The organism is Pseudoalteromonas sp. 13-15, assembly GCF_001468205.2.
In the GTDB taxonomy this organism is placed as follows: domain Bacteria; phylum Pseudomonadota; class Gammaproteobacteria; order Enterobacterales; family Alteromonadaceae; genus Pseudoalteromonas; species Pseudoalteromonas marina.
Window position 1 is genome coordinate 2,456,482 of the sequence record NZ_CP019162.1, and the last position, 13,870, is coordinate 2,470,351.

Annotated in this window: 7 protein-coding genes and 2 rRNA genes; 1 reads left to right on the forward strand and 8 read right to left on the reverse strand. The window is 43.6% G+C overall.

All coding sequences use genetic code 11. The features are described 5' to 3' along the window. Positions 1–24: 24 nt before the first annotated feature. The 4 genes from ATS72_RS11355 to ATS72_RS11370 form a co-directional block, all read right to left on the reverse strand. A 23S ribosomal RNA gene (locus ATS72_RS11355) occupies positions 25–2,910 on the reverse strand. Between the two features lie 296 nt (positions 2,911–3,206). Then, positions 3,207–4,742: ribosomal RNA gene (locus ATS72_RS11360) — 16S ribosomal RNA — on the reverse strand. Together the 16S and 23S rRNA genes form the textbook arrangement of a ribosomal RNA operon. Positions 4,743–5,339: 597 nt before the next feature. After that, complete coding sequence (locus ATS72_RS11365) at positions 5,340–7,133, reverse strand: choice-of-anchor I family protein (RefSeq protein ID WP_058430313.1); 1,794 nt, start codon at positions 7,131–7,133, stop codon at positions 5,340–5,342. Between the two features lie 85 nt (positions 7,134–7,218). Then, positions 7,219–8,448, reverse strand: coding sequence for an acyltransferase family protein (locus ATS72_RS11370; RefSeq protein ID WP_074210159.1), 1,230 nt, complete (start codon positions 8,446–8,448; stop codon positions 7,219–7,221). A gap of 143 nt (positions 8,449–8,591) precedes the next feature. Here ATS72_RS11370 and ATS72_RS11375 point away from each other — a divergent pair, with 143 nt between their 5' ends. Continuing rightward, entirely contained in the window at positions 8,592–9,434 is an 843-nt protein-coding gene (locus ATS72_RS11375; RefSeq protein WP_058430315.1) for a LytR/AlgR family response regulator transcription factor, read from the forward strand. Between the two features lie 28 nt (positions 9,435–9,462). On the opposite strand, the gene glmU is transcribed toward ATS72_RS11375, so the two are convergent. The 4 genes from glmU to atpG all read right to left on the reverse strand — a co-directional run bounded on the left by glmU (position 9,463) and on the right by atpG (position 13,828). Further along, positions 9,463–10,821 carry a bifunctional UDP-N-acetylglucosamine diphosphorylase/glucosamine-1-phosphate N-acetyltransferase GlmU gene (gene glmU / locus ATS72_RS11380; protein WP_058430316.1) on the reverse strand — a complete coding sequence of 453 codons (1,359 nt, stop codon included), beginning with the start codon at positions 10,819–10,821 and terminating at the stop codon, positions 9,463–9,465. A 291-nt stretch (positions 10,822–11,112) separates the two neighbouring features. After that, a complete protein-coding gene (locus tag ATS72_RS11385; RefSeq protein WP_006793948.1) occupies positions 11,113–11,535 on the reverse strand; it encodes a F0F1 ATP synthase subunit epsilon in 423 nt (140 codons plus the stop codon). 13 nt (positions 11,536–11,548) lie between these two features. After that, a complete protein-coding gene (gene atpD / locus ATS72_RS11390; RefSeq protein WP_006793949.1) occupies positions 11,549–12,934 on the reverse strand; it encodes a F0F1 ATP synthase subunit beta in 1,386 nt (461 codons plus the stop codon). A gap of 33 nt (positions 12,935–12,967) precedes the next feature. Then, entirely contained in the window at positions 12,968–13,828 is an 861-nt protein-coding gene (gene atpG / locus ATS72_RS11395; RefSeq protein ID WP_008130741.1) for a F0F1 ATP synthase subunit gamma, read from the reverse strand. Between the last annotated feature and the right edge of the window lie 42 nt (positions 13,829–13,870).

Sequence of the window (13,870 nt, forward strand, 5' to 3'; positions counted from 1 at the left end):
CACACAAAACGCGTTTGGCGTTGTATGGTTAAGCCTCACGGGTAATTAGTACAAGTTAGCTTAATGGCTCACACCACTTCCACATCTTGCCTATCAACGTTGTAGTCTTCAACGGCCCTTCAGAGACTTTAAAAGTCTAGTGAGAACTCATCTCGAGGCCTGCTTCGCGCTTAGATGCTTTCAGCGCTTATCAGTTCCGAACGTAGCTACCGGGCAATGCCATTGGCATGACAACCCGAACACCAGCGGTTCGTTCACTCCGGTCCTCTCGTACTAGGAGCAACCCCTCTCAATTCTCAAACGCCCACGGCAGATAGGGACCGAACTGTCTCACGACGTTCTAAACCCAGCTCGCGTACCACTTTAAATGGCGAACAGCCATACCCTTGGGACCGACTTCAGCCCCAGGATGTGATGAGCCGACATCGAGGTGCCAAACACCGCCGTCGATATGAACTCTTGGGCGGTATCAGCCTGTTATCCCCGGAGTACCTTTTATCCGTTGAGCGATGGCCCTTCCATTCAGAACCACCGGATCACTATGACCTACTTTCGTACCTGCTCGACGTGTCTGTCTCGCAGTTAAGCTGGCTTCTACCATTACACTAACCGTACGATGTCCGACCGTACTTAGCCAACCTTCGTGCTCCTCCGTTACTCTTTGGGAGGAGACCGCCCCAGTCAAACTACCCACCAGGCACTGTCCGTAACCCCGATTCAGGGGCCAACGTTAGAACATCAAAACTACAAGGGTGGTATTTCAAGGACGACTCCAACAAGACTAGCGTCTCATCTTCAAAGTCTCCCACCTATCCTACACATGTAGGTTCAATGTTCAGTGCCAAGCTGTAGTAAAGGTTCACGGGGTCTTTCCGTCTAGCCGCGGGTACACAGCATCTTCACTGCGATTTCAATTTCACTGAGTCTCGGGTGGAGACAGCGTGGCCATGGTTACACCATTCGTGCAGGTCGGAACTTACCCGACAAGGAATTTCGCTACCTTAGGACCGTTATAGTTACGGCCGCCGTTTACCGGGGCTTCGATCAAGAGCTTCTCCGAAGATAACCCCATCAATTAACCTTCCGGCACCGGGCAGGTGTCACACCGTATACGTCATCTTGCGATTTTGCACAGTGCTGTGTTTTTAATAAACAGTCCCAGCCACCTGGTCACTGCGGCTCCCGTCCGCTTAGAGAGCAAGTCTCATCACAGATAGGAGCGTACCTTCTCCCGAAGTTACGGTACGATTTTGCCTAGTTCCTTCACCCGAGTTCTCTCAAGCGCCTTAGTATTCTCTACCTGACCACCTGTGTCGGTTTGGGGTACGATTCGGTATAATCTGAAGCTTAGAGGCTTTTCCTGGAAGTATGGCATCAGCAACTTCACTACCGTAGTAGCTCGTCTCGTGTCTCAGGTTTAGTGTTCGTCCGGATTTACCTAAACAAACGCCCTACTCACTTTCACATGGACAACCATCGCCATGCTTGCTTAGCCTTCTCCGTCCCCCCATCGCAATTATACCAAGTACGGAAATATTAATCCGTTTCCCATCGACTACGCCTTTCGGCCTCGCCTTAGGGGTCGACTTACCCTACCCTGATTAACATGGGATAGGAACCCTTGGTCTTCCGGCGTGCGGGTTTTTCACCCGCATTATCGTTACTCATGTCAGCATTCGCACTTCTGATACGTCCAGCATACCTCCCGGTACACCTTCAACCGCTTACAGAACGCTCCCCTACCACTCATCCTAAGATGAATCCGCAGCTTCGGTGCATAGTTTAGCCCCGTTACATCTTCCGCGCAGACCGACTCGACCAGTGAGCTATTACGCTTTCTTTAAAGGATGGCTGCTTCTAAGCCAACCTCCTGGCTGTCTGGGCCTTTCCACATCGTTTCCCACTTAACTATGACTTTGGGACCTTAGCTGGCGGTCTGGGTTGTTTCCCTCTTCACGACGGACGTTAGCACCCGCCGTGTGTCTCCCGGATATTACTTTACGGTATTCGGAGTTTGCAAAGGGTTGGTAAGTCGGGATGACCCCCTAGCCTTAACAGTGCTCTACCCCCGTAAGTATTCGTCCGAGGCTCTACCTAAATAGATTTCGGGGAGAACCAGCTATCTCCCGGTTTGATTAGCCTTTCACTCCTAGCCACAGGTCATCCCCTAACTTTTCAACGTTAGTGGGTTCGGTCCTCCAGTTGATGTTACTCAACCTTCAACCTGCCCATGGCTAGATCACCGGGTTTCGGGTCTATACCTTGCAACTATTCGCCCAGTTAAGACTCGGTTTCCCTACGGCTACCCTAATCGGTTAACCTCGCTACAAAATATAAGTCGCTGACCCATTATACAAAAGGTACGCAGTCACAGAACAAGTCTGCTCCTACTGCTTGTACGTACACGGTTTCAGGTTCTATTTCACTCCCCTCACAGGGGTTCTTTTCGCCTTTCCCTCACGGTACTGGTTCACTATCGGTCAGTTGGGAGTATTTAGCCTTAGATGATGGTCCACCTATATTCAGTCAAAGTTTCACGTGCTCCGACCTACTCGATTTCACTTAAAATGTCTTTTCATGTACGGGACTATCACCCTGTATCGTGGCACTTTCCAGAGCCTTCCATTAACACATAATAAGCTTAAGGGCTGTTCCGATTTCGCTCGCCGCTACTTTCGGAATCTCGGTTGATTTCTTTTCCTACGGGTACTTAGATGTTTCAGTTCTCCGCGTTCGCCTCGTTAACCTATGTATTCAGTTAACGATACCTGCAAGCAGGTGGGTTTCCCCATTCGGAAATCCTAGTCTCAAGTGCTTTTTACTAGCTTGACTAGGCTTATCGCAAGTTAATACGTCCTTCATCGCCTCCAACTGCCAAGGCATCCACCGTGTACGCTTAGTCACTTAACCATACAACCCAAACGGGTCTTTGTTTTGTGACAGTTTAACTTCGCCAGAAGTTAATATTGAATACTAAAGTAGATACCAATCAATCAACTCATAAGAGTGATTAAATGGCACTGAATGATACTGCTATCATTCTTTTTTACTTTTGAAAACTCTGTACAAATAACAATGTTATTCATACGAATTTTATTATCAGCTTTTCCAAATTTTTAAAGAGCATATTAATTAACTAAGCCAGTGGCTTAACTAATTAACAATCATCTGTGTGGACACTACGAACAAATAAGTTCTAAATCGTATAAGGAGGTGATCCAGCCCCAGGTTCCCCTAGGGCTACCTTGTTACGACTTCACCCCAGTCATGAATCACTCCGTGGTAAACGTCCTCCCGAGGGTTAGACTATCTACTTCTGGAGCAACCCACTCCCATGGTGTGACGGGCGGTGTGTACAAGGCCCGGGAACGTATTCACCGCGTCATTCTGATACGCGATTACTAGCGATTCCGACTTCATGGAGTCGAGTTGCAGACTCCAATCCGGACTACGACGCACTTTAAGTGATTCGCTTACCTTCGCAGGTTCGCAGCACTCTGTATGCGCCATTGTAGCACGTGTGTAGCCCTACACGTAAGGGCCATGATGACTTGACGTCGTCCCCACCTTCCTCCGGTTTATCACCGGCAGTCTCCTTAGAGTTCTCAGCATTACCTGCTAGCAACTAAGGATAGGGGTTGCGCTCGTTGCGGGACTTAACCCAACATCTCACAACACGAGCTGACGACAGCCATGCAGCACCTGTATCAGAGTTCCCGAAGGCACCAATCTATCTCTAGAAAGTTCTCTGTATGTCAAGTGTAGGTAAGGTTCTTCGCGTTGCATCGAATTAAACCACATGCTCCACCGCTTGTGCGGGCCCCCGTCAATTCATTTGAGTTTTAACCTTGCGGCCGTACTCCCCAGGCGGTCTACTTAATGCGTTAGCTTTGAAAAACAGAACCGAGGTTCCGAGCTTCTAGTAGACATCGTTTACGGCGTGGACTACCGGGGTATCTAATCCCGTTTGCTCCCCACGCTTTCGTACATGAGCGTCAGTGTTGACCCAGGTGGCTGCCTTCGCCATCGGTATTCCTTCAGATCTCTACGCATTTCACCGCTACACCTGAAATTCTACCACCCTCTATCACACTCTAGTTTGCCAGTTCGAAATGCAGTTCCCAGGTTGAGCCCGGGGCTTTCACATCTCGCTTAACAAACCGCCTGCGTACGCTTTACGCCCAGTAATTCCGATTAACGCTCGCACCCTCCGTATTACCGCGGCTGCTGGCACGGAGTTAGCCGGTGCTTCTTCTGTCAGTAACGTCACAGATGTGAGGTATTAACTCACACCCTTTCCTCCTGACTGAAAGTGCTTTACAACCCGAAGGCCTTCTTCACACACGCGGCATGGCTGCATCAGGCTTTCGCCCATTGTGCAATATTCCCCACTGCTGCCTCCCGTAGGAGTCTGGACCGTGTCTCAGTTCCAGTGTGGCTGATCATCCTCTCAAACCAGCTAGGGATCGTTGCCTTGGTGAGCCATTACCTCACCAACTAGCTAATCCCACTTGGGCCAATCTAAAGGCGAGAGCCGAAGCCCCCTTTGGTCCGTAGACATTATGCGGTATTAGCAGTCGTTTCCAACTGTTGTCCCCCACCTCAAGGCATGTTCCCAAGCATTACTCACCCGTCCGCCGCTCGTCAGCAAAGTAGCAAGCTACTTTCTGTTACCGCTCGACTTGCATGTGTTAGGCCTGCCGCCAGCGTTCAATCTGAGCCATGATCAAACTCTTCAATTAAAAAGTTTTGTGTCTTTCGACAGCTCAATGAATTCTGAATTTATTTAATATCTTTCGATATTGAATTGACTGTGCTGCAATTCCTACCGAAGTAGTTATTGCTGTTGGTCACTCAGTTTCAATTGAGACTCTAATTTGTTTGCCTCACTACCTAAGTAGCTTGGCTGTTAGAACTCAATCTGTACGAGTGCCCACACAGATGATTGCTTTATATTGTTAAAGAACGTTGCGACGTTGTCGCTAGGGATGCGTATAATACATCCTTTATTTTTCGAGTCAATACTTTGTTTTAAACTTTCTTACGATAATTTAAAACCGAAGTTTTACTTAACTCTCTGATTAACTCTTGCCTCGCTATGCGTTGGCGCCTGCCGTCTCAGTGGGGTCGCATTATAGGGATATTCGAGTGGGGGTCAACGTTTAATTCATGCTTTTTTGAATAAAAATACTTTTAGTACGAAAGGTATACAAATAAAGGGATGGAGGGCGCTTTTAGCTTAAAAAACATGCATTTTTAATCTCTACTTAAATGCTAATACTCTATCAATATAAAAAGCGGAAAATAAAGCATGATATTTTCCGCTTTTTACAGAGTGGTTAATTAGCTGAAATTTCCCATACTGCGATAGAACCAGATATCTCATTACCTATGATAAGTAGTGGTTTGCCAGTTGCACTTTGTTCGCGTGGTATGAATGTCATTCCTTCTGGTGCTAGATCACCGGTAATTTCTGCACCAGCTATTAAACCTCGGTTATAAAAGTAGTCTTCAAACTGCACATCATATGGGTTAGTAATATCGTAAATCATGATCCCGCCCATACGCTCGAGTCCAATAAATGCGAAGGTACGTTCGCCAATTGTACCTACAGTTAGCGCTTCGGGTTCTGCGCCTTTATCGTCTGAGCGTGTATCCCCTTTATTTTCATCTTCATTATTGTTAAACGCTTCGCCATGAACTGATGCGGTAATACGGCCTATATCGTCTCCAGAATCAAACACCACCAGCCCATTGCTGTCCCAAATGGTAAACGAACGTGCGCCATAGGCATAAAGCGATTCGTATTGACCATCGTTATTATTATCACCTTTAACCGTTGTCACTTTTAAACGGCCGATGTCGTTATCGTCGTTATTTAAGTAATCAAAATTAGCAGCAAGCGTTAGGTCTTCGACGCGGCTTTCATCTATGTAAGCAAGACATCCATCGTCTTCATCGAAATCTACGCCGCCTTTGGCTATGCAATCTGCTTCATCGGTTGTATCAAAAAAGTATTCGCGTGCATCACCTTCATTAGCCGACACTATAAAGTTTGCACCTTTCCAGCTAAAGCTTGAAATTGTGTCTGGCTGATACATGCCATATAAGCCAGGGTATGATTTAAAATTAACACCGCCGTCTTTATCTGATGCATCTATTTGTAAGCTAGACCAGTCTTTAAAGCCTAACCCTTTTAACTCAAGAGAGTTATCTTCTAAATTAACGATGGCTAGTGCGTTATTTTCTTGAATCGATACGTAGGCATATTTGTTATCTTTAGAAATACTGACATACTCTGGCTCTAAGTCCATTGCTACGGTGGTATTGATTAAATTACCATTTATGGTGCGCCCTGTTGGATTAGCAAATACCAGTCCGAGTGCTTCAAGTTCAGATTGCTTATCGTTGTATGCTGTAAAATCAATATTGGTAGCATTGTCGGCAATTACACCATCATTAACATTGATAATGCTGATAGAACCCTGTGGATCAATACTATAGTCGCCGTTAGGTTCCCCTTCGTTGGCAACAACTACTTTTGCTCCATCATGGCTAAATGTAACCATATCGGGTAAAAAACCAGCCGTTACATTTTTTATAAATATTGGTGTATCGCCACTTATGTCGTAAAAGGCAATTTGACCTGCCTCTCCAACACTTTTAGCAGCCATTGCTACAGCAAGTAATTTGTTATTTTCATCTATTGCTATGCTGTTTGCGTCACCGGGGGTGTTGTCGTTTAAGGTAAGTGTAATTGCCGTACTTAAGTTTGTTGTATTTACAATGCCTTCATTGTCTTGCACTAGAGCAGCTGTATCGAATGTGTCGGCAGGAATAATATTTACAACCGCAGCATCCCCCGAGCTATTAATAGCGTAAATCCATTTTTTTGATGCTTGATATGCGACTATTTCGGCAGCACCTTCAGGGCTTTGCGCATTGAGTACTGCTCGTCCTATTAGGTTAATAGTTAAAGCCGAATTTGCATTAGTGCCGTTAATTCCATTTTCACCTGCTGTACCTTGCTCGCCTTGAGCTCCTTGTGCGCCATTTTGACCATCATCGCCATCTAATGAGCAACCAGTCAGCATAGATAAAAGTGAAAGCGCTATTATTGATTTTTTTAACATTGTTCTTTTCCTTAGTGTGGTATTTGGTAAATATCAACACAGAGGTATTACAAAGTTATGGCACTTTTAATACGGCTTTTTTACTTTAAAAAACCAGCTGATAGGCTAAAGGTAAAATAAGCAACATACCCAATACATAACCCATTTTTTTAAGCGCTGCCGAATAGTTGCTTTTTATTTTAAGACCTAGCAAGGGCCTAATAATATCAATGCGCATTACCACTAATGTAATAGCTGCGCACGCTCCCCAAGTACCCACTGTAATTAAAAATAACTCAACCACGGGGCCAAAACTAAAAGGTTGCAGCATAAAACATAAAATAATTAATACACTTTGATGCAATACATAAAAGGGAAACACCCAGCTATTTAGTGTGTTTAAGTAAGCTGCTTTAAAATTTAAAAAACGCTGCGCTAAGGTAAGCATGGTAAGTACACCAACTACTCTTTGAGTATTGTATATTGCAGTCCACACATAGTTTGGTAAATCCAGTTCATTTTGATACGCCAAAGCAATACACACATACAATAGAGTAAAGCTTGCACACAATAGCCAAAGGTATCGATTTAAACTTTTCCAAAAATAAGTGTTTTTAGCTAACAAGTAGCCTGTAAATAAAAATATGAAGCCGCTTACTTCGCGTATTGCATCACCTTTTAAACAATTATTAGCAAGCAACATGGCTATTACCAATAGGCCTGTAAGCATAGAAAATGATAGGTTTACTTTAATCGTATTTAATAAAGAAGAAAAAATAGAAAGCTTTGCTACTAATGAGTATATAAAAACAATAAGCATAAACTGCCACAAAGAGCGTAAATACCATAAATGATTTACATCAACATGCGGCCATACTCCAGATTTGTAATTAACAAATATGCTATTACTGGTATCTAAAAACGCTAAATAGAACTGCCAATACGTCATATCTATAACGCCTTGTTGATGCATTTCGGCATAAAGCTGAAAAGGCACAATTAACCATAGCCCCACCAGCAGGGGGAGTAATATGAAAATAGAACGCTTTAAAACAAATAAGGCACATAATTTATAGCCACTTACCTTATCAAGCATAAAACGAAGTGCTACCCCTGATATAAACCAAATTAGCAGCATTCTCCAAGGGGAAAACAGCAACATAAAATACTCTACGTGTTCAGACGTATAATTACTTTTAAAATGAAACCCCAAATTTTGGCTATACAACATACCTATGTGATAAAAAATGAGAGTCGCAAAAGCAATTACTCTCAACCAATCAATAAAATAATGCCGAGAGTGTGTAGATTGTATTGCGTTTAATTGAGTACTCATACGTTAACCAATGTGTTTGTGATACCGGTAGTTAACTTAAAATAACTCGCAAAAACTATACATAAGTGCTTATATTACAAGCAATAGTGATAAAAGGTGGTATACAGGGATAGCTGTCGCCTACAAATATAAAAGCATACATAATGAACCTTCAACACTTTCAACGTTTTCAAACTTTTTATGCCGCGTTACTCCTGTTTAGCTACGTTGTAATAAACAATACGGTTAATGCGACAACTCAAATAATGGAGGCGCAAAGAGACGGCGCACTGCCTTTTTTAATATGGGAGCCGTTTGTATGGGAATATTCAAGTGCGTTTAGCACGTTACTTATATTTCCAGCTGTAGTGTGGCTATTAAAAAAAGTACCTTTTAATTGGCATAATATTGCGCTTTCGCTGTGCACTTACTTTGTAGCGTCTATTATTTTCAGCGTATTCCATATTAGTGTAATGGTTGGAGGACGGAAGCTCATTTATTGGTTGAACGAACTTCACTACAACTTTGGCCTCAGCTGGTTTGAATTTTTATATGAATACCAAAAAGATGCGATAAGCTTTTTATTCTTTATCACCCTTATTAAAGTTTATCAGTATATTGTTAAACAGTTGGTGGGAGAGGCCTCGTCTATTGATGAAGGTGCGCAACACATTACTGACACTATAAATCGCTTATTAGTTAAAAAGCGGGGTAAAGAATTTATTATAAAAATTGACGACGTGGATTGGCTAGAATCTTCAGGCAATTATGTAAACTTACACATTGGCACGTCCATTTACCCTTTAAGAGTGACGCTCACTGAATTAAGTAAACAACTAGAAGTGCAGGGATTTTGTAGGATTCACCGAAGTCATGGCGTAAAGCTCGATAAAGTAGAATGTATTACACCACTCCCCAGCGGCGACAGCGAAATAAAACTAACGACAGGAAAAGTGCTTAACCTTTCTAGGCGTTATAAAGAGCAATTTAAACTTAAGCTGCAATAAAAAAGGCTACCTAAGTAGCCTTTAATTATTATTTTTTAACTGGTCGTTTCCAACCGGTTAAGTTGCGTTGCTTTGAACGTGCTATTGCCAGTTGCTCGTCTTCAACAGTGCTAGTGATCACAGAGCCTGCTCCCACTGTTGCAGTGGAACCAATGTTTACAGGAGCAACAAGTGATGAGTTAGAGCCTATAAAAGCGTTATCGCCAATAATGGTTTTTGCTTTATTAACACCATCGTAGTTACAAGTAATAGTGCCTGCGCCAATATTCACCTTTTCGCCAATTTCAGCATCACCTAAGTAACTTAAGTGATTAGCTTTAGAACCCTTACCTAAGCGGGTTTTTTTCATCTCTACAAAGTTACCAATGTGAGAGTCTTCTTCCATTACCGCACCTGGGCGAAGGCGTGCATAAGGGCCAAGTGTACATTTAGCCGCTACGCTTGCATCTTCAATAAGGGTATTCGCTTTTATTACAACGTTATCGCCTATGGTACAGTTTTTAAGTACACAGTTAGGACCTATTTGTACGTTATTACCAAGGGTTACATTACCCTCAAAAATAACGTTTATGTCAATTAATACATCTTCGCCTGTTTTAACGTTGCCACGTACATCAATACGGGCAGGATCGGCGAGGGTGGCACCATTTAACATTAATTCTTCTGCTTGCCACGCTTGGTAAGCGCGCTCTAGGCCTGCAAGTTGTACGCGGTTGTTTGCGCCTTCAACTTCCATTGCATGATCTGGTTGAGCCGATGTAATTTCTACACCTTCACTGTGCGCCATTGCCACTATATCAGTTAGGTAGTATTCGCCTTGCGCATTATTGTTAGATAAGTTGCCTAACCAGGTTTTTAACAGTTTGCCGTTAACCGCCATAATACCGGTGTTTACTTCGCTAATTAGTAACTGTTCTGCACTTGCATCTTTTTGCTCAACAATACCTACAAGCTTGCCACTTTCATGTAGCATACGACCGTAGCCATTTGGATTAACCAAGTTAACGGTTAATACCGCTAGCCCATTTTTTGGTGTTGCAGCTAATAAGCGCTCAAGCGTTGATTGCTTAGTTAAAGGAACATCGCCGTATAAAACCAATACAGTATCGTCATCGTTAATATGAGGGTTTGCTTGTGCTACTGCATGGCCAGTACCAAGTTGCTCTGCTTGCAGTACCCACTTTACATCGTTATCGGCAAGTTGTTGTTGTAATAGTTCGCCGCCGTGTCCGTAAACTAAATTAGTGGTTGTTGCACCCAGTGCCTTTGCGTTATCAATAACATGCTGCACCATAGGTTTACCTGCCACTTTATGCAGTACTTTTGGTAGAGCAGAGCGCATACGAGTACCTTTACCCGCAGCAAGAATTACAGTAGTTAGAGCCATTAAAACAATTTCCTTTTTCCGTTGTTTTAGTTAACAAGTCTGTTTATGCAGAAGATTGCGTAAGTCACGCCCTGTGCAAATACTCAGTAAACTAATTTGCTAGTACTGAATCTTGGCTGAAAAACACACTTAATTTAATGACGTTATTGTAGCGGGGATTGATGAAGGATATAAGTGAAAAGCTCAGTTAATAACTTCGACGACTAAAAAAAGCTTAAATTTAAACACGGACCTTAGCAACAAGCACAAAAAAGCCCACTTTAAAGTGGGCTTTTTATAAACCAGATAGGCTTACTTTTTACGTAATTGCTGAATAACACGTAGTTGTGCTACCGCTTCAGCTAGCTGCATTGCCGCTTGATTATAATCAAGCTCTGACGATGCACCTTTTGCCATTTGCGCTTCAGCGTCACGTTTAGCTTGCTCTGCAGCTTGTTCGTCTAGGTCTTCACCACGAACGGCTGTGTCTGCAAGTACGGTCACTATGTTCGGTTGAACTTCTAGTGTACCGCCAGCAATGTAGATGAGTTCTTCTTCACCAAATTGCTTAACTAAACGCACCATACCAGGTTTAAGGGCAGTTAGTAGTGGCGCGTGACCGGCATTAACACCAAGCTCACCTTCACTACCAGATACTTGAATCGATTCAACCAAACCAGAAAACAAGTTCTGCTCTGCGCTTACTACGTCAAGATGTACAGTCATAGCTGCCATACTACCCTCCTAATTACATGCTTTTGGCTTTTTCTTGAGCTTCTTCGATAGAGCCAACCATGTAGAACGCTTGCTCTGGAAGGTCATCAAACTCACCGTTTAAAATGCCTTTGAAGCCAGCAATTGTGTCTTTAAGTGAAACGTATTTACCTGACGCACCTGTAAATACCTCTGCCACGAAGAACGGCTGAGATAGGAAACGTTGGATTTTACGTGCACGAGATACAAGTTGCTTATCTTCGTCAGAAAGCTCGTCCATACCTAAGATTGCGATGATGTCTTTAAGTTCTTTGTAACGCTGAAGAACTGTTTGAACGCCACGCGCTGTATCGTAGTGCTCTTGACCAATTACTAATGGGTCAAGTTGACGTGAAGATGAATCAAGTGGATCTACCGCTGGGTAAATACCAAGTGATGCGATATCACGTGAAAGTACTACTGTTGCATCTAAGTGAGCAAACGTTGTTGCTGGAGATGGATCCGTTAAATCATCCGCAGGTACGTATACCGCTTGGATTGATGTGATTGAACCCGTCTTAGTAGATGCGATACGCTCTTGAAGTACACCCATTTCTTCAGCTAGTGTAGGCTGGTAACCTACCGCTGATGGCATACGACCAAGTAGTGCTGATACTTCTGTACCCGCAAGAGTGTAACGGTAGATGTTATCTACGAAGAAAAGTACGTCGCGACCTTCGTCACGGAACTTTTCAGCCATAGTAAGACCTGTTAACGCTACGCGTAAACGGTTACCTGGAGGCTCGTTCATCTGACCGTATACAAGCGATACTTTATCAAGTACGTTTGAATCGTTCATTTCATGGTAGAAATCGTTACCCTCACGAGTACGCTCACCAACACCTGCGAATACTGAGTAGCCGCTGTGCTCGATTGCGATGTTACGGATAAGTTCCATCATGTTTACGGTTTTACCAACACCGGCACCACCGAATAAACCAACTTTACCACCTTTAGCAAACGGACATACAAGGTCGATTACCTTGATACCTGTTTCTAAAAGTTCAACTGAACTTGATTGCTCTTCGTATGAAGGCGCTGCACGGTGAATAGACATACGGTCTTCTTCGCCGATTGGGCCAGCTTCATCGATTGGCTCACCAAGTACGTTCATGATACGACCAAGTGTTGCTTTACCAACTGGAACTTGAATCGCTTCACCTGTGTTTGATACTGCTGCACCACGACGTAAACCGTCTGTAGTACCTAGTGCGATAGTACGTACCACACCGCCACCTAGCTGCTGTTGAACTTCTAGAGTCAAACCAGCTAAATCGCCATCTGTTACTTTTAGCGCGTCATATACGGCTGGCACGTTGTCTTGTGAAAATTCAATATCCACAACGGCACCGATAATTTGGACGACCTTACCTAAACTCATGTCTATTCCTCTCGTTAATCTTTGCCTGAAGCATTAAACTGCGGCTGAACCAGAAACAATCTCACTAATTTCTTGTGTGATTGCCGCTTGGCGGGCCTTGTTGTAAACAAGCTGTAACTCATCCATAAGGTCGCCAGCGTTATCAGTTGCGGCTTTCATCGCAACCATACGGGCAGCCTGTTCAGAGGCAGCGTTCTCAACCACACCTTGGTATACCTGAGATTCTACAAAGCGAACTAACAAAGACTCTAAAATAGCGTCTGGGCTAGGTTCGTATAAGTAGTCCCATGTGTGGGCAGATACTTCTTCTTCAGCTTTTGGCAAAGGGAGTAACTGATCTATTGTTGGCTCTTGCTTCATGGTATTAACGAAGTTGTTATATACCAGGAATAAACGGTCAATTTTACCTTCAGAGAATGCATCAAGCATTACTTTTACAGGACCAATAACGTCTTGTACTGAAGGTTTATCTCCTAGGCCTGCTTTTTTAGCAAGCACTTGACCACCAAAGCGTTGAAAGAAACCAGCAGCTTTGCTGCCTAAAGTTGCAAACTCTGCGTCTACACCTTTTTCTTTCCATGCTTTTATATCTAATGCAACTTTCTTAAACTCATTTGAGTTTAAGCCGCCACATAGACCACGGTCAGTAGAGATAACAATATAACCAACTCGTTTTACTTCACGCTCTTCTAAGAACGGGTGAGTAAAATCAAGATTTGCTTGAGCAACACGACCAATCACTTTGCGTAATTTGTCAGCGTATGGACGGCTTGAAGCCACTCGTTCTTGCGCCTTTTTCATTTTAGACGCAGCAACCATTTCCATTGCGCTAGTGATCTTTTGAGTATTTTTAATACTCCCGATCTTGCTTTTAATCTCTTTTCCGCTGGCCATGACTCTCTCTCCGAATCAAGGTGTGCTTTAGTAAACTAAAGC